The organism is Bradyrhizobium semiaridum, from assembly GCF_020329505.1.
Classification (GTDB): domain Bacteria; phylum Pseudomonadota; class Alphaproteobacteria; order Rhizobiales; family Xanthobacteraceae; genus Bradyrhizobium; species Bradyrhizobium semiaridum.
Window position 1 is genome coordinate 1 of sequence record NZ_JAGKJJ010000053.1, and the last position, 18,073, is coordinate 18,073.

An 18,073-nucleotide genomic window follows, 5' to 3' on the forward strand; every position below is an offset into this window, starting at 1 on the left:
CTCCAGCGTCTTCTTCAGCGTCATGCCGCCCTTGAGCGCGCGCAGGCCGGCAGCCTGGATCGACGGACCATCGGCCATCGGATCGGTGAAGGGCATGCCGAGCTCGATGACATCGGCGCCGGCCTTCGGCAGCGCCTTGATGATGTCGAGCGAGGTCTTTTCGTCGGGATCGCCGGCCATCACGAAGGTGACGAAGGCGGAGCGGCCCTGCTGCTTCAGCTCGGCGAAACGTGCGTCGATACGGGTGGTCATGGTGTGGCAGTCGCTGTGCTATACCTCTCCCCTTCGGGGAGAGGTCGGCTGCGCAGCAGCCGGGTGAGGGGGATGGAGCGGTTCAAGGCGAGAGCGCGAAGCCTCCGCGCGTCACAGACAAACGCCGAAGCCAAGCTTTGGCAGGCGCTGCGCAATCGAAGATTGGCGCGGTGGAAATTCCGGCGGCAGCACCCGATCGACCGATACGTGGTCGATTTCGTCACGCTCGATGGCAAGCTGATCGTCGAAGTCGACGGCGTCACGCATTCGACGGCTTCCGAGATACAGCGCGACAACGCCAGGACGGCGGTCCTCGAGGCCTGCGGCTTTCTCGTCGTTCGGGTTTCGAACACCGACGTGTACGAAAATCTCGAGAGCGTCCTTGAGATGATCGAAACGTCACTTCGGTTCGAGTGAGCGGAAGGACCCCTCACCCGGCTGCTGCGCAGCCGACCTCTCCCCGGCGGGGAGAGGTCAGGGAAGCGTGCCTGACCGCTCACTTCCTCCTGCCTTTCAAGATGTCGCCGACCTGCGGCACGTCCTTGTCGCCGCGGCCCGAGAGGTTGACCACCATCAGGTGGTCTTTCGGCCGCTGCGGTGCGAGCTCGGAGAGCTTGGCGATGGCGTGCGCGGATTCCAGCGCGGGGATGATGCCTTCGAGCCGCGACAGCAGCTGGAATGCGGCCAACGCCTCCTCGTCGGTCGCCGACAGATATTTGACGCGGCCGCTCTCGTGCAGCCAGGCGTGCTCGGGGCCGATGCGGATGGAACAGGCCCATCGCATTCGAACCGCCGCCGATGCAGGCGATCAGCGAGTCCGGCAGGCGGCCCTCGACGTCCTGCATCTGCTGGCGCGTCTCGTTGCCGATCACCGACTGGAAGTCGCGCACCATCATCGGATAGGGATGCGGGCCCGCGACCGTGCCGATGCAGTAGAAGGTGTTGTGCACGTTGGTGACCCAGTCGCGCAGCGCGTCGTTCATCGCGTCCTTCAGCGTGCGCGCGCCCGACTGCACCGGGATTACCTTGGCGCCGAGCATCTCCATGCGGATCACGTTCGGCTGCTGCCGCTCGACGTCGACCGCGCCCATATAGACCACGCATTCGAGACCGAAGCGCGCGCACAGCGTCGCGGTGGCGACACCGTGCTGGCCGGCGCCGGTCTCGGCGATAATGCGCTTCTTGCCCATGCGGCGCGCGACCATGATCTGGCCGAGCACGTTGTTGACCTTGTGCGAGCCGGTGTGGTTGAGCTCCTCGCGCTTCAGATAAATCTTGGCGCCGCCGAAATGCTCCGTCAGCCGCTCGGCGAAATACAGCGGCGAGGGGCGGCCGACATAGTCCTTCAGATAGCCATTCATCTCGGCCTGGAACGCCGGATCGGCCTTGGCCTCGGCGTAGGCCTTTTCCAAGTCGAGGATCAGCGGCATCAGCGTTTCCGCGACGAAGCGTCCGCCGAAAATGCCAAAATGCCCGCGCTCGTCGGGACCGCTGCGGAAGGAATTGGGCAGGTTTGGATTCATCGAACCGTCAGTTCTTGAGTTGCGCGCGCGGCGCGGATGAAGGCGCGGATCAATTCCGGATCCTTGACACCGGGCGTGCGCTCCACGCCCGAGGACACATCGACCCCGCCAGCGCGGGTGACCTGGACAGCCTCGGCGACATTTTCGGCGTTGAGTCCGCCGGAGACCATGTAGGGCAGAGCAAGATCGAGTTTTGCCAGCACGTGCCAATCGAACGGCGCGCCGAGGCCGCCGGGCCGCGTCGCGTCCTTCGGAGCGCGGGCATCGAACAGGATGCGCTCGGCGACGCCGGCGTAGCCGGGTAGCGGTGCAAGATCGGACGCCGTCTCGACCGGCAGCGCCTTCATCAGCGGCAGGCCGAACTTCTGCTTAAGGTCGCGCAACCGCGCGGTGGTCTCCTTGCCGTGCAGCTGCAGGATATCCGGCCGCAGCGTCTCGACGATGTTTTCCAGCGTGGCATCGTCGGCATCGACGGTCAGCGCGACCTTCACGGCGCGGCCCTTGGCGCGGCTGCCGAGATCGCGCGCGGTTTCGAGGCTGATGTGGCGCGGCGACGGCGGAAAGAACACGAACCCGACCATGTCAGCGCCGGCCTCGAGCGCGACGTCGAGCGTCTCGCGCGTGGACAGGCCGCAGATTTTGACGAGCAGGGACATGGTCTCTCAGAGCGTCTCGCAGGACGGGTTTTCGGGCAGCCGGAGCCCGGGTTCACCCCGGGGCGCCGACGGGGCGGGTTCTACAACGTCGCGCCCTGCTTGTCTCGCCCGGCAGACCCGTAAAAACCGAGCTGAGCCGGCGCCGGACGGCGCTGGGCGTGGTCCCGGGTGGCGGCCGCCCTGATGCCGGCGATCTCGGCGCGCGCCAGGCGGGCGTCGGCCTCGCTTCGCCGGGCGGCGCGGCGCCAGCGGCCCTGGCGCAGCCAGGTGGTGACGCCGCCGGCGATCACGCCCAGGATGGCGGAGGCGATGATCACGACGAACAGCGGCAGCGTGACCGCGACCGTCGGCGTCACGGAATTGAACGGATCAAACGACACCGTGACCCAGTGCCGGTTGGCCACCGCAAAGATGATAAAAATCAATCCAAGCGGAACAAGCACGACTGCCGTGAAGAACTTTCGCATGACCATCTCTCATAGCGATGGAGAAAGCGCAGGCACGCGGCCCGCAGCACGGCAGCAACACGACGCGCGGGCTACGCGTCAGCCTTTGGCGCGTCGACCGTTTCGACCGCACCGCCCTCGCGGTTGAGGCGCTCGCGCATTTCCTTGCCGGTCTTGAAGAACGGCACACTCTTCTGATCGACCGGCACATGTTCGCCGGTGCGCGGATTTCGGCCGGAGCGCGCCGGCCGATGTTTCACCGAGAATGCGCCAAATCCTCTGAGCTCGACACGGTCGCCACGCGCCAGCGCTGCGACAATCTCATCGAGAATCGCATTCACAATGTTCTCGACATCCCGCTGATAGAGGTGCGGGTTGTGCTCGGCGATACGCTGAACAAGTTCGGATTTGATCATCGAAAGTGGGATCCGGCCTCTTGCGGATGTCCATTTCCGTGAAAATGCCGTGCACTGTCAAGACGCTAAATCACTGCCGGGCATCGTCAATTAGCGTGACAAATAGCCCGTTTGGGGTTTGAGGCGATTCCCGCAGAGCGAGAATTCCTCCAAGGCCACGCCTCCGCAACGCATCAATTGGTTCCACCAGGCGTCCACAGCGCCAGCATGCCGTCCAGACCGAACCGGTCGACCGCCTGCACCACGCCGCCCTGCTCGATCTGCCGCGTAAAAGCGCCAAGACCGAGGGCATCGAGGGTGACGGAGGCCGCGGTGCGCAGGAATGTGAGATCGCCGAACCGCGGATTGAGCCTGTAATTGCGCACGGGCAGGTCGCTCTTGACCTTCTTTTCCGCGACCAGCCAGGCGATCGCGGTCTTCTCGTCACCCAGCTGGTCGATCAGCTTGAGATCGACCGCCTGGCGGCCGGTGAAGACGCGGCCGTCCGCGACCTTCTCCAGCAGCGCGTCGTCCATGCCGCGCCGCTCCCTCACCAATCCACGGAACCATGCATAGGAATCCTTCACCAGCGCGTCGATCGCGGCGCGGGCTTCCGGGCTGGTGGGCTCGAAGCCGTTCGGCGCCGCCTTCAGCGGCGAGGATTTGATCTCCTCCATTTTCACCCCGACGGTCTTGAGCAATTCCGACACGTTGGGAAACTGGAACAGCACACCGATCGAACCGACCAGCGAGCTCTGCTGCGCGACGATGTGATCGGCCGCGATCGCGGTGATGTAGCCGCCGGAGGCGGCCAGTCCCTCGACGACGACGACCAGTGGCTTCTTGGCCTTCAGCCGCACCAGCGAGTCATAAAGCTGCTCGGAGCCGGCGGTGGTGCCGCCGGGTGAATTGACGTGCACGACGACGGCGGCGTAGTTCGACTTCTCCAGCCGCTCCAGCGCCTCGGTGCGTTCCTGGTTGCTACGGATCAGCCCTTCGATGTTCACGCGCGCGATCGCGCCCGAAGTGGCGAGCCCGTCGCGCCCGCTGGCGGCGATCAGGCCGACGCCGACAATGGCTGCGATCGCAACCACCGCCGCGGCAACGCGCCAGAACGTCAGCTTGCGCCTGATACGGCGGCGATCGACGATCACGTCTGAATCCAGCGACATCGAATTTCTCCAGGAATCGGCAGCACGTTTTGCAATCGCAGCGTCACCACAGCCTTAGCCAAATACATCAATTGCGACGCAATATGAAGAAAACAAGGCCCCTATTCGTAGCGCGGATGCAGCGCAGCGCAATCCGGGGAAGTGTCGCCGCGTCGGAAGCGGCCCCGGATGGCGCTGCGCTGCATCGGGGCTACGGGACCTCACCCATACAAAAAGCCCCGGCTTTCGCCGGGGCTTTGGTCGGATCCATGCAATGAACGCTTACTTGTCGGTGCCGCGGTTCTTGAGCGCGGTGCCGAGAATGTCGCCGAGCGTCGCACCCGAATCGGAGGAGCCGTACTGCGCGATGGCTTCCTTCTCCTCGGCGACTTCCAGTGCCTTGATCGAGACCTGCACCTTGCGGGCCTTCTTGTCGAACTGGATGACGCGGGCATCGACCTTCTCGCCGACGGCGAAGCGCTCGGGGCGCTGGTCGTTGCGGTCGCGGGCCAGCTCGGACCGCTTGATGAAGGTGGCGAAGTCGGTACCCGAGATCTTCACCTCGATGCCGCCTTCCTTCACCTCGAGCACCTCGCAAGTCACGACGGCGCCCTTCTTGACATCGCCCGGCTCCGCGAAGGGGTCGCCTTCGAGCTGCTTGATGCCGAGCGAGATGCGCTCCTTTTCGACATCGACGTCGAGCACCACGGCCTTGACCATGTCGCCCTTCTTGAAGTTGTCGATGACCTGCTCGCCCGGAAGCTTCCAGTCGAGGTCGGAGAGATGGACCATGCCGTCGACGTCGCCCTCGAGACCGAGGAACAGACCGAACTCGGTCTTGTTCTTGACCTCGCCCTCGACCACCGAGCCGACCGGGAACTTCTCGACGAAGACTTCCCATGGATTGCGCATGGTCTGCTTGAGACCGAGCGAGATGCGGCGCTTGATCGAATCCACTTCCAGCACCTGCACTTCGACTTCCTGCGAGGTCGAAACGATCTTGCCGGGGTGCATGTTCTTCTTGGTCCACGACATCTCGGAGACGTGGATCAGGCCTTCGATGCCCGGCTCGAGCTCGACGAACGCGCCGTAATCGGTGATGTTGGTGACGCGGCCGGTGAAGCGGGCACCCAGCGGGTACTTGGCTTCGATGCCCTGCCACGGATCATCCAGCAGCTGCTTCATGCCGAGCGAGATGCGGTGCGTCTCGTGGTTGATCTTGATGATCTTGACCTTCACCGTCTGGCCGATGGTCAACACCTCGGTCGGGTGGTTGACGCGGCGCCAGGCGATATCGGTGACGTGCAGCAGGCCGTCGATGCCGCCGAGATCAACGAACGCACCGTAGTCGGTGATGTTCTTGACCACGCCGTCGATCACCTGACCCTCTTCGAGGTTCTGCACCAGCTCCTGACGCTGCTCGGCGCGGGTCTCTTCGAGAACCGTGCGGCGTGACACCACGATGTTGCCGCGGCGGCGATCCATCTTGAGGATCTGGAACGGCTGCGAGTTGTTCATCAGCGGCGCAACGTCGCGGATCGGACGGATGTCGACCTGCGAGCGCGGCAGGAAGGCCACCGCACCGTCGAGGTCGACCGTGAAGCCGCCCTTGACCTGGTTGAAGATGACGCCGTTGACCTTTTCGTTGTTCTGGAACGCCTTCTCCAGCTTACCCCAGCTCTCCTCGCGGCGCGCCTTGTCGCGCGACAGCACGGCTTCGCCGAGCGCATTCTCGATGCGGTCGAGGAACACCTCGACGGTGTCGCCGACCTTCAGATCGCTTTCGCGGCCGGGGCCGGCGAATTCGCGCAGCGCGACGCGGCCCTCGGTCTTCAGGCCGACGTCGATGACGGCCATGTCCTTCTCGATCGCAACAACCTTGCCCTTGATGACCGAGCTTTCCTGCAAATTGCCGCCGGCAAAGGACTCATCAAGCATCGCCGCGAAGTCGTCGCGGGTCGGAGTATAGGAAGACGCAGAGTTCGAAACCATTTGTTCTCCAGATGCGGGATCTTGCCGGCCGTTCGGGTTGATGGGCGAACCGCGCGCTCAGTTCAGGGTTCCGCAAACCCTGACGACCGCTCGTTGCGGGAGGCGCAACAGCGGGCCGGCAGCAGGACTGCACGTTCGGTACGTTTTGATGATCCGGACCTGAAACGAAATATCGCCTTCAAGACCTCGGAGCGGGCGTTCCTCCAGATGCGGTGTTGGTTTTGTTTGAGAATACTCAAACCCATCACCGGCCCGCTTCAGACACAGCCTCGACATGGTCGATGGTGGTCCGGACCGCGTCCATATAGGCCCGCGAGCCATTTTCGGCAAGCAGGAAATGCCTATTCTGCGGGGCTTTTGGGCCCAAAACAGCCCGCGCGGCACCGCTATCCGCGGCTGGCGCGGGCCGCTTCGACGATGGCGATGGCGGCGCGGACGCCGGCCTCGATGTCGAGGTTGGAATTGTCCAGCGTGTGGGCGTCCGCCGCCGGGCGCAGCGGCGCGATGGGGCGGTTTTGGTCGCGTTCGTCACGCTTGAGGATATCGGCCAGCACCGCCTCCTCGTCGGCGTCCTCGCCGCGGGAACGGGCTTCCAGGGTGCGCCGCCGGGCCCGCACCCGCGGGTCGGCGACCACGAAGATCTTCACGTCGGCATGCGGGCAGATCACGGTGCCGATGTCGCGCCCATCCAGCACCGCGCCGGGCGGATCGGCGGCGAACTGGCGCTGGAAATTCACCAGCACCTCGCGGACCTTCGGAATGGCCGACACCACCGAGGCGGCGTCGCCGACCTTCTGGGTCTTGAGGATCGGATTGCCGAACTTTTCCGGGTCGAGCTCGAGCGCCGCCGCCACCGCCAGCACCTCATTGGTGAGCTCCGCGCCGGCCTCCATCATGGCATAGGCCACCGCGCGGTAGATCACGCCGGTGTCGAGATGGCGGTAGCCGTAGTGGTGGGCGAGCCGCTTGCCGAGCGTGCCTTTGCCCGAGGCGGCGGGTCCGTCGATAGCGATGATCATGTCGTCCTACGTGCTGGTTTGCGCGAGGCCGCGAGCCCGCCGCAGCGGCCGCTCCTCGGTGAAGATATTGCGGGATGCGAACTCCGCGGGGCTGCTGAAGGCAAGGAATTCGCGCATGGCATCCGTTGGAGATGTCACGGTAAACCACGGGCTGTCCAGCCGACGCGCCGGATCGCACACCCACGACGGGACCTGACCGAGCCGGCGCTGCTTCGCGAGATACTCGGCGATGGCGCCGACAAGTGCATCGAGTCTGGCGTTTCCGGTGAGTCTCGGCTCTTCCTGGATGGCGGCATATCCATCCTGGTCGTTCCGCGCCAGGTCGAAGCTGTCCACGAACTCGGCCAGCACGACGTCCTGAGGCGCGCCGGCCGCGATGCGGTCAACCGCCTCGGCGAGGGTATTCGGGCGCATCCGCGGCTCCTTCGCGAGACATGTTCCGCAGCAGGAATTGCTGCTTCTCCGACGATGCGGCGCTAACCGGAAAATATCGACCCAGCAGGTTGATTGCATCTTCGACGGTCGCAATGCCCGCCACCCGCATCAGGTTCAGGATGTCGAGCCGCTCGGTGTCGCCGCGGACCGGGTCCATGATCCTGAATGCCTTAAGCTTCAGCGCCAGAAGATACTCCGCCGAAGGGACCGACACCACAAGTCCCGCCGGGGTCCCATCGCGTGGAAACGTCCCGAATTCGAGGTGATCGGCAGCGCGGTCCGCAAGCGCGCTCAGGTGGAACGCGACCCCGTCGTTGAACCAATCATCCTGCCAGCCATTGTCAGCGGCGATCTCCTTCACGGTCCTGGCCAGCCAATCCGGCAGAGGCTCCTCCAATTTGGACACATCAACGTGCTCGGTGGCGAAGCGAAAGTTGCTCGCCAACATCAAGGCAGAGCCCCCGTAAACCGCGATCTGCAGTTTGGTTCCGGCCTGCGCAGCCGCACGCCCGATTCGGTCGAAGGCGTCGAGCAGTGCGTCACGGCCGAAGACTGCTGTCATCGTGCGGACCTCATGCGAAGTCAGCTCCGAGCGAGCGCATCATCGGAATGAAATCCGGGAAACTGGTGGCGATGAAGGCGGTGTCGTCGACCTTGACGGGCTGATCGGACGCGCAGCCCATCACCAGCGCCGACATCGCGATGCGGTGGTCCATATGGGTGGCCACGAGGCCGCCGCCGGGAACGTGGCCGCGGCCCTCGACGATCAGATCGTCGCCGGACACCTCGACCTTGACGCCGTTGACGCGCAGCATGTCCGCGGTGGCCTCGAGCCGGTCGGATTCCTTGACGCGCAACTCCTTGAGCCCGCGCATGATCGTGGTGCCCTCGGCGTAGGCGGCCGCGACCGCCAGCACCAGATATTCGTCGATCATCGACGGCGCCCGCTCCGGCGGCACCTCGACGCCGCGCAGCTTCGAGCCGCACACGCGCAGTTGTGCCATCGGCTCGCCGGTGTCGCCGCGCAGCCCGCTCTCCTCGATCGAGGCGCCCATTTCCCGCAGCGTGGTGAACAGGCCGGTGCGCAGCGGATTGGTCATCACGTCGGAGAAGACGACATCGGAGCCTTCGACGATCAGCGCGGCGACGATCGGGAATGACGCCGAGGACGGATCGGCGGGCACCACGACCTCGGCGCCGTGCAGCTCGGGCTCGCCCGACAGCGTGATCCGGCGGCCATGGCTGCCTTCGTTCTCCGAGGTGATCTCGGCGCCGAAGTGCTTGAGCATCAGCTCGGTGTGATCGCGGCTCGCCTCCTGCTCGATCACGGTTGTGACGCCGGGCGCGGACAGCCCCGCGAGCAGCACCGCCGACTTGATCTGGGCCGAGGCGACCGGCGTCTTGTAGACGATCGGCACCGGATAGCGGGCGCCGTGCAGGGTCAGCGGCAGCCGGCCGCCTTCGCGGATATCGCTGGTCCGGGCTCCCATCAGCTCCAGCGGATCGAGGATACGGCGCATCGGCCGCGAGCGCAGCGAGGCGTCGCCGTCGAACACGGCCGCGATCGGGCAGCCGGCGACCGCCCCCATCACCAGCCGGCAGCCGGTGCCGGAATTGCCAAAATCGAGCGTGGCGGAGGGCTGCGCGAAGCCTCCCACCCCGACGCCATTGACCGTCCAGGCAAACGGCGCCGTCCGCTCGACCCTCGCGCCGAGCGCGCGCATGGCTTTGGCGGTGTTGAGCACGTCCTCGCCTTCGAGAAGCCCGGAAATGCGGGTTTCGCCGACCGAAAGCGCGCCCAGGATCAGGGCGCGATGGGAAATCGACTTGTCGCCGGGGACCCGGACTTTGCCGGCCAGGGGGCCGCAGGCGCGGGATTCGAGCGGGGTCGGGGGGTCAGAATGGGCCAAGATTGTGTCCTCTCGCGCCGCGGCAGGTACCACATAGGCAACACCGCGTCACGCGCCCGTCAAATGCGCGCAGACCGCTATTGACAGCGGCTCCTCAACTAGCCAAGTGAAGCACCGTTTTCAGGAAATTCTGGGATTACCACGTGGCCAAGTCCGACCTCGGAACCAAGCGCATTTGCCCGACCACGGGCAAGAAATTCTACGATCTCAACAAGAATCCGGTGATCTCGCCCTACACCGGCGAGGTCGTGCCGATCGCGCCGGTGGCACCGCCGCGGGGCCGCGCCGCCAACGTGAGCTCGCCCGCGACCGCTGCCGAGATGCCCGAGACGGCCGACGCCGAAGAGTTGGTCTCGCTCGAGGAGGCCGATGCTGAGGAGAACACCGGCAAGGTCAAGGCCCAGGTTCCCGAATCCGAGGACGACATCGAGGTCGACGAGACCTTGGATGACGATGACGACGACGATTCGACCTTCATCGCCGACGAGGAAGAGGGCGATGAGGACGTGACCGACATCATTGGTGACGTCGGCGGCGATGAAGAGACTTGAGATCGGCGTCGATCTGTGATCAACGGTGCTGCCGCGCGAGTCGACCAGGCTCGGCGGCCGGGACTTGATCCCCCAGGATCGTCCCATCTGGACTAGGGGCCATAGCTCAGCTGGGAGAGCGCTTGCATGGCATGCAAGAGGTCGGCGGTTCGATCCCGCCTGGCTCCACCACGCTTCGCCCTTCGGGCTACGCGTGGCGCAGCCGCGCGGAGCCTGAGGGGCGAAGCGTGGCGTCCGGCGTAGTCCGAAGGGCGGAGACGGACTGCCTAGTACTCTCTGGCCCGCAGCGGCCGTACATGGATGCGAATGTGGTACGTCTACATCATCCGCAGCATCAACTTCCCTGATCAAGAATACATCGGCGCCACCGAAGACCTGAAGCGGCGACTCCCCGAGCACAACGCCGGCAAATCCGCGCACACATCAAAGTTCAGGCCGTGGCAGCTCGTCTGGTACTGCGCATTCCCCGACAAATACAAAGCGCTCGCCTTCGAGAAATATCTCAAAAGCCACTCAGACCGCGCCTTCGCCAAGAAGCGCCTCTAACCTTTCCCCGCCCCCTACTCCCCCAGCACCGCATTCAGCCGGTCGCGCAGCGCGACGATCTCGTCCTTCATGGCCATCAGCTCCCCGACCGAGCAGGCCGAGGCCGCGAGGATCGACTGCGGCACCGCTTTCGCCTTTTCGCGCAGCGCGTGGCCCTGCGCGGTGAGTGCGATCAGCACCAGCCGCTCGTCCTCGGTGCTGCGGGTCCGCCGGATCAATTCCGCCGCCTCCAGCCGCTTGAGCAGTGGCGTCAGCGTCCCGGAATCCAGGAACAGGCGTTCGCCGAGATCCTTCACCGGCACGTCGTCGCGCTCCCACAGCGCGAGCATGACGAGATATTGCGGGTAGGTCAGGCCGAGCCGGTCGAGCAGCGGCTTGTAGACGCGGTTGAAGGCGTGCGCGGTCGAATAGACCGCGAAGCAGATCTGGTTGTCGAGCCGCAGCGCCTGATCGGCGGCCGTCTGTTTCCTGGCCATGATTCCCATCGAATCCATCGCGTTTCCAGGTCATTGTGGACAAGCGGGACCGCAAATTCAATTGCGGACAATTAAATGTGAGGCCGCACAATTCATATTGCGTACAATTAAATTTCGCGCAATACATAGACCGTCGATACACATCTGAGCCCAACCCAAGGGAGACCCCCATGTCTGTGAACGTGCTCTACAAGACCAGCGCCAAGGCAACCGGCGGCCGCGACGGCGATGCGGCGACGCTCGATGGCGCGCTTGACGTCAAGCTCGCGACCCCGAAGGAGCTCGGTGGCGGCGGCGGCGCCGGCAACAATCCCGAGCAGCTGTTCGCGGCCGGCTATGCCGCCTGCTTCATCGGCGCGATGAAGTTCGTCGCCTCGCAGGGCGGCCCGAAGGTTCCGGCGGACACTTCCGTCACCTCCACGGTCGGCATCGGCCCGCGCTCGGAAGGCGGTTTTGGTCTCGCGGTCGAGCTCGCGGTCTCGCTGCCCGGCGTGCCCCGCGCCGAGGCCGAAGCACTGGTCGAGAAGGCCCACCACGTGTGCCCCTATTCCAACGCCACCCGCGGCAATGTCGATGTCAAGCTGACCGTCGTCTAATTCGCCCCGTCTTTATGGTCCGCCACGCCCACGTGGCGGACCATTGCCTTTCAGGCCGCATGCATGGGCCTGCGCATGCGAAGGCATTGCTGCGTCGGCCGACAACCGCTAGCTCTGGGACCTGACGTCCATCTGAGCGAAGGTTGCTTCCATGAATATCCCAGCGGCGACGGGTGCGATGACCGGCCTGCGCGTGATCGATCTGACGCGTGTGCTCGGCGGCCCCTATTGCACGCAGATCCTCGCCGACCACGGCGCCGACGTCATCAAGGTCGAGCCGCCCGCAGGCGACGAAGTGCGCGACTGGGGCCCTCCCTTCCATGAGGAGGACGCGGCCTATTTCGTCGGCATCAACCGCAACAAGCGTTCGATCGGCCTCGACCTCGCCTCTGAGGGCGGCCGCGTCGTGCTGCTGAAGATGCTCGAGACCGCCGACGTGCTGATCGAGAACTTCAAGCCGGGCACGCTCGACAAATGGGGCATCGGCAACGACGTGCTGCGCGCAAAGTTTCCGCGCCTCGTGCATTGCCGGATTTCCGGCTTCGGCGCCGACGGCCCGCGCGGCGGGAATCCCGGCTATGACGCGATCATCCAGGCGATGACCGGCATGATCGCGGCCACCGGCTCGCCGGAGAGCGGGCCGATGCGGATCGGCGTGCCGCTGGTCGACATCACCACCGGCCTCTATGCGGCGATCGGCATCCTGATGGCGCTGTCGGAGCGGCAGCGCTCGGGGCTCGGCCAGTTTCTGGAAACGACGCTGTACGAGACCGGGCTCGCCATCATGCATCCGCACACCGCGAACTATTTCATGCATGGCAAGCCGCCGTCACTGACCGGCAACGAGCATCCCAACCTCGTGCCCTACGCGATCTTCCCGACCAAGACCGACAACATCTTCATCGGCGTCGGCAATGACGGTACCTTCCGCAAGCTCGCCAAGGAGATCGGCAAGCCCGAGCTCGGCACCGATCCGCGCTTCGCGCGCAACAAGGACCGCATCGCCAACCGCGATGCGCTGCGCGTCGAGCTTGCCGCGGTGTTCAGCCAGCACGAGGCCGAGCCGCTGTGCAACCGGCTGCTCGCCGCCGGCCTGCCCGCCGGCCCGGTGCAGAAGATCGACCAGGCCCTCACCAATCCGCACACCATCCATCGCGGCGATATCATCGAGAAGGATTGGTACAAAGGCGTCGCCTCGCCGGTGCGGCTCGAGCGCACCAAGCCGAACCTGCGCCGCACCCCGCCGAAGTTCAGCCAGCACGCCGCAGAGGTGCTCGGCGAATTCGGCTACTCGACGGACGAGATCAAGGGCCTCGTCGAAATGGGCGTGGTCTGCGGTCCGGACCGGAAACGCTAAAAGCAATCGTCAAAGGCCATCTGAGAAGAAATGTCGCACTGCGGCGCAGGTCCTCCCTGCGCCGCAACCGGCTCCGGCTGCCTGCGCCGTCTTCGCCTATTTTCCGGCTTCCCTTTTGTTGCGCTTGCCGCTTTCGTTTTGGCCGCTTACACAAGTCATGTGAACGTCATACGGCGCTGCTAGCGCAAGCGCACATTTTGACGGCCAGGGGAGGGTTTCTTGATGGCACTTCGACAATTTGGTGCGGCTGCTGCACTTGCGGTCACGATGGCGTTCGGCGCCTCGCCGGCATTTGCCGTGACCGAGATCCAGTGGTGGCATGCGATGACCGGCGCCAACAACGACGTCATCGTCAAGCTCGCCAACGACTTCAATGCCGCGCAGAGCGACTACAAGGTGATCCCGACCTACAAGGGCGGCTACGCCGACACCATGAATGCCGGCATCGCCGCGTTCCGCGCCGGCAATGCCCCGCACATCATGCAAGTGTTCGAGGTCGGCACCGCGACCATGATGGCTGCCACCGGCGCCGTGAAACCGGTCTACAAGCTGATGGCCGACGCCGGCGAGAAGTTCGATCCGAAGGCCTATCTGCCGGCGATCACCGGCTACTACTCGACCTCGAAGGGCGAGATGCTGTCGTTCCCGTTCAACTCGTCGTCGACCGTGATGTGGGTCAATCTCGACGCGCTGAAGAAGGCCAATATCGCGGAGATTCCGAAGACCTGGCCGCAAGTGTTCGAGGATGCCAAGAAGCTGAAGGCCGCCGGCTACAACACCTGCGGCTTCTCCGGCTCCTGGGTCACCTGGGTCAACCTCGAGCAGCTCTCGGCCTGGCACAACGTGCCGCTCGCCAGCAAGGCCAATGGCCTCGACGGCTTCGACACCGTGCTGGAGTTCAACGGCCCGCTGCAGGTCAAGCATCTCGAGAATCTGGTCGAGCTGCAAAAGGACAAGACCTACGATTATGCCGGCCGCACCAACACCGGTGAGGGCCGTTTCACCTCTGGCGAATGCCCGCTGTATCTGACCTCGTCGGCGTTCTTCGGCAACGTCAAGGCGCAGGCCAAGTTCAACTTCACCGCCGCGCCGATGCCCTATTATCCCGACGTCAAGGGCGCGCCGCAGAACTCGATCATCGGCGGCGCCTCGCTCTGGATCATGGGCGGCAAGTCGCCCGAGGAATACAAGGGCGTCGCCAAGTTCCTGACCTTCCTGTCGGACACCGATCGCCAGGTCTGGATCCACAAGGCCTCGGGCTACCTGCCGATCACCAAGGCGGCTTATGAGAAGGCCAAGGCCGAGGGCTTCTACAAGGAGCAGCCCTATCTCGAGACCCCGCTGCTCGAATTGACCAACAAGGAGCCGACCGAGAACTCCCGCGGCCTGCGCCTCGGCAACATGGTGCAGCTCCGCGACATGTGGTCGGAGGAGATCGAGCAAGCGCTGGCCGGCAAGAAGACTGCCAAGCAGGCGCTGGACGCCGCCGTCGAGCGCGGCAACACGATGCTGCGGCAGTTTGAAAAGACCGCCGTGCGCTGACGTGAGCATCATCTTTCCGGAAAACCGCTTCGCACTTTTCCGGCTCATGCTTTAGGCTATCCGGCAGGCCGCATTGCGCGGCCTGCCAGTTTCCGAGATCATGCAAAAGCACGCGATCTTCCAGTCAAAGCTGCTGCCTTATGCGCTGGTTGCTCCGCAACTCGCGATCGTCCTGATCTTTTTCTACTGGCCTGCCCTGCAGGCGGTGATCCAGTCCTTCCTGTTGCAGGACGCCTTCGGCCTCTCCACCAGCTTCGTCTGGTTCGAGAACTATCTCGAGCTGTTCAAGGAGCCGGCCTATTTCGCCGCGATCGTCAGGACCTTCGTGTTCTCGTTCGCGATCGCGCTCTCCTCGCTGTCATTCGCCCTGCTGCTCGCCGTGATGGCCGACAAGCCGCTGCGCGGCTCCATGCTTTACCGCACGCTGCTGATCTGGCCTTACGCGGTGGCGCCGCCGGTGGTCGGCGTGCTCTGGGTGTTCATGCTGCATCCTTCGCTCGGCGTATTGTCACGAGGGCTGCGGGGCATGGGCATCGACTGGAATCCGCTGCTCAACGGCGACCAGGCGGCGCTGCTGATCATCCTCGCCGCGGCCTGGAAACAGATCTCCTACAATTTCCTGTTCTTCCTTGCGGGCCTGCAGAGCATCCCGAAGAGCGTGATCGAGGCCGCCGCGATCGACGGCGCGCGCCCGATGCGGCGGTTCTGGACCGTGATTTTCCCGCTGCTGTCGCCGACCATCTTCTTCCTGCTCGTGGTCAACATCGTCTACGCCTTCTTCGACACCTTCGGCATCATCGACACGATGACCCGCGGCGGCCCCGGCAAGGCGACCGAGACGCTGGTCTACAAGGTCTACACGGACGGTCTGCTCGGCGGCAATCTCGGCTCCTCGGCGGCGCAGTCGGTGATCCTGATGGCCATCGTCATCATACTGACGGCGATCCAGTTCCGCTTCGTCGAACGCAAGGTGACCTACTGATGGTCGAGGAAGAGGGCTTTCAGCGCTACCTGGCTCACGTCATCCTGTGGATCGGGATCGCGATCGTCGCCTTCCCGGTCTATCTCGCGCTGGTCGCCTCGACCCAGGACAACGCCGTCATCGCCAACGGCCAGATGTCGCTGTTGCCGGGCGGCCATTTCCTCGAGACTTACTATCAGACGCTTTTTGTCGGCACGAGCGGTTCGACCCGCGAGCCCGTGCTCAACATGATGCTGAATTCGCTGATCATGGCGCTGCTGATCGCGATCGGCAAGATCGCGATCTCGATCATCTCGGCCTATGCGATCGTCTATTTCCGCTTCCCGTTCCGGATGGGGATCTTCTGGATCATCTTCATCACGTTGATGCTGCCGGTCGAGGTGCGCATCTATCCGACCTACAAGATCGTCGCCGACCTCCATCTGCTCGATAGCTATGCCGGCCTGTCGCTGCCGCTGATCGCCTCCGCCACCGCGACGCTGCTGTTCCGGCAGTTCTTCATGACCGTGCCGGACGAGCTGCTGGAAGCCTCGCGGATCGACGGCGCCGGTCCGTTCCGCTTCTTCTGGGATACGCTGCTGCCACTGTCGCGCACCAACATGGCGGCGCTGTTCGTGATCCTCTTCATCCTCGGCTGGAATCAGTATCTCTGGCCGCTCTTGATCACGACGCGCGACGATATGCAGACCATCCAGGTCGGCATCCGCAAGATGATCACCACGACCGACGCGCTGACCGAATGGCCGGTGGTGATGGCGACCGCGCTGCTCGCGATGCTGCCGCCGGTGTTCGTCGTGGTCGTGATGCAGAAACTGTTCGTGCGCGGCTTGGTGGAGACGGAAAAGTGAGGGTGCGAATGGCGAATAGCGAACGGCGAATGGCGCGCCGACAACCGGGCGGCTCCTGCCGATCCCCTGTTCGCTACTCCCCATTCGCTATTCGCCCGAGCGGAGCTCGCAATGGCTAACGTCACTCTGCGCAGCGTCCGCAAGACCTATCCCGGCGGCTTCGAGGCCATCAAGGGCGTCGACGTCGATGTCGGCGACGGCCAGTTCTGCGTGCTGGTCGGCCCCTCCGGCTGCGGCAAGTCCACGCTGCTGCGCATGGTGGCCGGACTCGAGACCATCACCGGAGGCGAGATCGATATCGGCGGCCGCATCGTCAACCAGATCGAGCCCGCCGATCGCGACATCGCGATGGTGTTCCAGAACTACGCGCTCTATCCGCATATGAGCGTCTACAACAACATGGCCTACGGCCTGCGCAACCGCGGCATGGCCGAGGCCGAGATCAAGACCCGGGTCGAGGAAGCCGCGCGCATCCTCGAGCTGGTGCCGATGCTGGAGCGCAAGCCGCGGCAGCTCTCCGGCGGCCAGCGCCAGCGCGTCGCGATGGGCCGCGCCATCGTGCGCCAGCCGAAAGTGTTCCTGTTCGACGAGCCGCTGTCGAACCTCGACGCCAAGCTGCGCATCGCGATGCGGGTCGAGATCCGCAAGCTGCAGCGCCGGCTCAACACCACGTCGATCTACGTCACCCACGACCAGCTCGAGGCGATGACGCTGGCCGACATCCTCGTCGTCATGAACGGCGGCCAGGTCGAGCAGATCGGCAATCCGCTCGACATCTACCAGCGGCCGGCGACCACCTTCGTCGCCTCCTTCATCGGTGCGCCGCCGATGAATTTGATGCCGCTGCGCTCGGACGAGCTGGCCTCCCAGGTCACGGGTGCCGACGGCGCCGGCATCGTCGGCATCCGCCCCGAGGATTTCGTCATCTCCGGGGAGACCGTCGCCGGCGGAGTCGCGCTCGGCTTGACGGTCGAGGCGATCGAGCATGTCGGCGCCGAAACCTTCGTCTATGGCAGCCGCCAGCGCGAGGAGCAGGGCGTGGCCGCCAACCCCGGCGACCTGCCGCCCGGCGAGGTGATCGTACGGGTTCCCGGGGCCGGCGGCCCGGCGATTGGGGAGCGGATCCGGGTGGTCGCCCCCCGCGACAAGCTGCATCTTTTTACGGCGGATGGCCGCAAGCGCGTCGGGAAATAACCGATCGGGAAGAATTTAGCCTCATGTTGCAGGCGTTTAGGCTGGTTTCGGGGCGGCTTGAACGCTATCCAGAACACCCCATATTGCTCACTGACCGGCGGGCCAAGACGGCCCGCCGGTTGCATGGGGCGCCGCAAGGGCCCCTCAAAGTCGCTTCGAGAGGACTTTGTAATGTCTCGTGTTCCATCGTTGTCCAGTCCGT

Annotated in this window: 20 protein-coding genes, 1 tRNA gene and 1 pseudogene; 10 read left to right on the forward strand and 12 right to left on the reverse strand. The window is 64.6% G+C overall.

All coding sequences use genetic code 11. From position 1 onward, the window contains the following. Positions 1 to 252 (reverse strand): tryptophan synthase subunit alpha (locus tag J6500_RS31050; RefSeq protein WP_225716513.1); only part of this gene is annotated, 252 nt, incomplete at its 3' end. 72 nt (positions 253 to 324) lie between these two features. Here J6500_RS31050 and J6500_RS31055 point away from each other — a divergent pair. Further along, entirely contained in the window at positions 325 to 669 is a 345-nt protein-coding gene (locus J6500_RS31055; RefSeq protein WP_225716514.1) for an endonuclease domain-containing protein, read from the forward strand. A 79-nt stretch (positions 670 to 748) separates the two neighbouring features. Here J6500_RS31055 and trpB read toward each other — a convergent pair. The 10 genes and pseudogenes from trpB to aroA form a co-directional block, all read right to left on the reverse strand. Continuing rightward, positions 749 to 1,775, reverse strand: a pseudogene (gene trpB, locus J6500_RS31060) (tryptophan synthase subunit beta). Next, positions 1,772 to 2,431, reverse strand: a complete 660-nt coding sequence (locus J6500_RS31065; protein WP_225716515.1) for a phosphoribosylanthranilate isomerase — start codon at positions 2,429 to 2,431, stop codon at positions 1,772 to 1,774. The pseudogene trpB and the gene J6500_RS31065 overlap by 4 nt, the downstream one beginning before the upstream one ends. 80 nt (positions 2,432 to 2,511) lie before the next feature. Beyond that, entirely contained in the window at positions 2,512 to 2,898 is a 387-nt protein-coding gene (locus tag J6500_RS31070) for a lipopolysaccharide assembly protein LapA domain-containing protein (protein WP_225716516.1), read from the reverse strand. A 71-nt stretch (positions 2,899 to 2,969) separates the two neighbouring features. Next, the gene (locus tag J6500_RS31075; RefSeq protein ID WP_225716517.1) at positions 2,970 to 3,293 is read right to left on the reverse strand and encodes an integration host factor subunit beta; all 324 of its coding nucleotides are present in this window, start codon (positions 3,291 to 3,293) and stop codon (positions 2,970 to 2,972) included. Positions 3,294 to 3,466: 173 nt separating this feature from the next. After that, a complete protein-coding gene (gene sppA / locus J6500_RS31080; protein ID WP_225716518.1) occupies positions 3,467 to 4,444 on the reverse strand; it encodes a signal peptide peptidase SppA in 978 nt (325 codons plus the stop codon). Positions 4,445 to 4,705: 261 nt separating this feature from the next. Beyond that, positions 4,706 to 6,415 (reverse strand): 30S ribosomal protein S1, encoded by a 1,710-nt coding sequence (gene rpsA / locus J6500_RS31085; protein ID WP_225716519.1) that lies wholly within the window; start codon positions 6,413 to 6,415, stop codon positions 4,706 to 4,708. A 386-nt stretch (positions 6,416 to 6,801) separates the two neighbouring features. Continuing rightward, positions 6,802 to 7,434, reverse strand: a complete 633-nt coding sequence (gene cmk, locus J6500_RS31090; RefSeq protein ID WP_225716520.1) for a (d)CMP kinase — start codon at positions 7,432 to 7,434, stop codon at positions 6,802 to 6,804. A gap of 6 nt (positions 7,435 to 7,440) precedes the next feature. Continuing rightward, positions 7,441 to 7,848 carry a hypothetical protein gene (locus J6500_RS31095; protein WP_225716521.1) on the reverse strand — a complete coding sequence of 136 codons (408 nt, stop codon included), beginning with the start codon at positions 7,846 to 7,848 and terminating at the stop codon, positions 7,441 to 7,443. Beyond that, positions 7,817 to 8,431, reverse strand: a complete 615-nt coding sequence (locus J6500_RS31100; RefSeq protein ID WP_225716522.1) for a hypothetical protein — start codon at positions 8,429 to 8,431, stop codon at positions 7,817 to 7,819. Before J6500_RS31100 ends, J6500_RS31095 begins: the two co-directional genes overlap by 32 nt. A gap of 10 nt (positions 8,432 to 8,441) precedes the next feature. After that, a complete protein-coding gene (gene aroA, locus J6500_RS31105; RefSeq protein ID WP_225716523.1) occupies positions 8,442 to 9,779 on the reverse strand; it encodes a 3-phosphoshikimate 1-carboxyvinyltransferase in 1,338 nt (445 codons plus the stop codon). 143 nt (positions 9,780 to 9,922) lie between these two features. On the opposite strand from aroA, the gene J6500_RS31110 reads away from it, so the two are divergent. From J6500_RS31110 to J6500_RS31120, 3 genes are all read left to right on the forward strand, one after another. After that, positions 9,923 to 10,330, forward strand: a complete 408-nt coding sequence (locus J6500_RS31110) for a TIGR02300 family protein (RefSeq protein WP_225716524.1) — start codon at positions 9,923 to 9,925, stop codon at positions 10,328 to 10,330. 95 nt (positions 10,331 to 10,425) lie between these two features. Continuing rightward, positions 10,426 to 10,501 (forward strand) — tRNA-Ala (locus tag J6500_RS31115). A 135-nt stretch (positions 10,502 to 10,636) separates the two neighbouring features. Beyond that, a complete protein-coding gene (locus tag J6500_RS31120; protein WP_225716525.1) occupies positions 10,637 to 10,876 on the forward strand; it encodes a GIY-YIG nuclease family protein in 240 nt (79 codons plus the stop codon). A 14-nt stretch (positions 10,877 to 10,890) separates the two neighbouring features. Here J6500_RS31120 and J6500_RS31125 read toward each other — a convergent pair whose 3' ends face one another. Beyond that, positions 10,891 to 11,352 carry a MarR family winged helix-turn-helix transcriptional regulator gene (locus tag J6500_RS31125; protein WP_225716526.1) on the reverse strand — a complete coding sequence of 154 codons (462 nt, stop codon included), beginning with the start codon at positions 11,350 to 11,352 and terminating at the stop codon, positions 10,891 to 10,893. Positions 11,353 to 11,522: 170 nt separating this feature from the next. On the opposite strand from J6500_RS31125, the gene J6500_RS31130 reads away from it, so the two are divergent. The 6 genes from J6500_RS31130 to J6500_RS31155 all read left to right on the forward strand — a co-directional run bounded on the left by J6500_RS31130 (position 11,523) and on the right by J6500_RS31155 (position 17,871). Then, on the forward strand, positions 11,523 to 11,948 hold the full coding sequence (locus J6500_RS31130; RefSeq protein WP_225716527.1) for an organic hydroperoxide resistance protein: 426 nt from the start codon (positions 11,523 to 11,525) through the stop codon (positions 11,946 to 11,948). A gap of 151 nt (positions 11,949 to 12,099) precedes the next feature. Beyond that, positions 12,100 to 13,305 (forward strand): CaiB/BaiF CoA transferase family protein, encoded by a 1,206-nt coding sequence (locus J6500_RS31135; RefSeq protein ID WP_225716528.1) that lies wholly within the window; start codon positions 12,100 to 12,102, stop codon positions 13,303 to 13,305. 222 nt (positions 13,306 to 13,527) lie between these two features. Next, on the forward strand, positions 13,528 to 14,847 hold the full coding sequence (gene ugpB, locus J6500_RS31140) for a sn-glycerol-3-phosphate ABC transporter substrate-binding protein UgpB (RefSeq protein WP_225716529.1): 1,320 nt from the start codon (positions 13,528 to 13,530) through the stop codon (positions 14,845 to 14,847). A gap of 100 nt (positions 14,848 to 14,947) precedes the next feature. Continuing rightward, entirely contained in the window at positions 14,948 to 15,829 is an 882-nt protein-coding gene (ugpA, locus tag J6500_RS31145) for a sn-glycerol-3-phosphate ABC transporter permease UgpA (protein ID WP_225716530.1), read from the forward strand. Beyond that, complete coding sequence (gene ugpE, locus J6500_RS31150; protein ID WP_225716531.1) at positions 15,829 to 16,677, forward strand: sn-glycerol-3-phosphate ABC transporter permease UgpE; 849 nt, start codon at positions 15,829 to 15,831, stop codon at positions 16,675 to 16,677. The genes ugpA and ugpE overlap by 1 nt, the downstream gene beginning before the upstream one ends. 111 nt (positions 16,678 to 16,788) lie before the next feature. Beyond that, positions 16,789 to 17,871, forward strand: coding sequence for a sn-glycerol-3-phosphate import ATP-binding protein UgpC (locus J6500_RS31155; RefSeq protein WP_225716532.1), 1,083 nt, complete (start codon positions 16,789 to 16,791; stop codon positions 17,869 to 17,871). Positions 17,872 to 18,073 lie beyond the last annotated feature (202 nt).

Excerpts from the sequence above, each read along its gene's own strand:
- J6500_RS31055 (WP_225716514.1), top strand. The coding sequence starts at position 325 with ATGGAGCGGTTCAAGGCGAGAGCGCGAAGCCTCCGCGCGTCACAGACA.
- J6500_RS31065 (WP_225716515.1), bottom strand. The coding sequence starts at position 2,431 with ATGTCCCTGCTCGTCAAAATCTGCGGCCTGTCCACGCGCGAGACGCTC.
- J6500_RS31070 (WP_225716516.1), bottom strand. The coding sequence starts at position 2,898 with ATGCGAAAGTTCTTCACGGCAGTCGTGCTTGTTCCGCTTGGATTGATT.
- J6500_RS31075 (WP_225716517.1), bottom strand. The coding sequence starts at position 3,293 with ATGATCAAATCCGAACTTGTTCAGCGTATCGCCGAGCACAACCCGCAC.
- sppA (WP_225716518.1), bottom strand. The coding sequence starts at position 4,444 with ATGTCGCTGGATTCAGACGTGATCGTCGATCGCCGCCGTATCAGGCGC.
- rpsA (WP_225716519.1), bottom strand. The coding sequence starts at position 6,415 with ATGGTTTCGAACTCTGCGTCTTCCTATACTCCGACCCGCGACGACTTC.
- cmk (WP_225716520.1), bottom strand. The coding sequence starts at position 7,434 with ATGATCATCGCTATCGACGGACCCGCCGCCTCGGGCAAAGGCACGCTC.
- J6500_RS31095 (WP_225716521.1), bottom strand. The coding sequence starts at position 7,848 with ATGCGCCCGAATACCCTCGCCGAGGCGGTTGACCGCATCGCGGCCGGC.
- J6500_RS31100 (WP_225716522.1), bottom strand. The coding sequence starts at position 8,431 with ATGACAGCAGTCTTCGGCCGTGACGCACTGCTCGACGCCTTCGACCGA.
- J6500_RS31120 (WP_225716525.1), top strand. The coding sequence starts at position 10,637 with ATGTGGTACGTCTACATCATCCGCAGCATCAACTTCCCTGATCAAGAA.
- J6500_RS31125 (WP_225716526.1), bottom strand. The coding sequence starts at position 11,352 with ATGGCCAGGAAACAGACGGCCGCCGATCAGGCGCTGCGGCTCGACAAC.
- J6500_RS31130 (WP_225716527.1), top strand. The coding sequence starts at position 11,523 with ATGTCTGTGAACGTGCTCTACAAGACCAGCGCCAAGGCAACCGGCGGC.
- J6500_RS31135 (WP_225716528.1), top strand. The coding sequence starts at position 12,100 with ATGAATATCCCAGCGGCGACGGGTGCGATGACCGGCCTGCGCGTGATC.
- ugpB (WP_225716529.1), top strand. The coding sequence starts at position 13,528 with ATGGCACTTCGACAATTTGGTGCGGCTGCTGCACTTGCGGTCACGATG.
- ugpA (WP_225716530.1), top strand. The coding sequence starts at position 14,948 with ATGCAAAAGCACGCGATCTTCCAGTCAAAGCTGCTGCCTTATGCGCTG.
- ugpE (WP_225716531.1), top strand. The coding sequence starts at position 15,829 with ATGGTCGAGGAAGAGGGCTTTCAGCGCTACCTGGCTCACGTCATCCTG.
- J6500_RS31155 (WP_225716532.1), top strand. The coding sequence starts at position 16,789 with ATGGCTAACGTCACTCTGCGCAGCGTCCGCAAGACCTATCCCGGCGGC.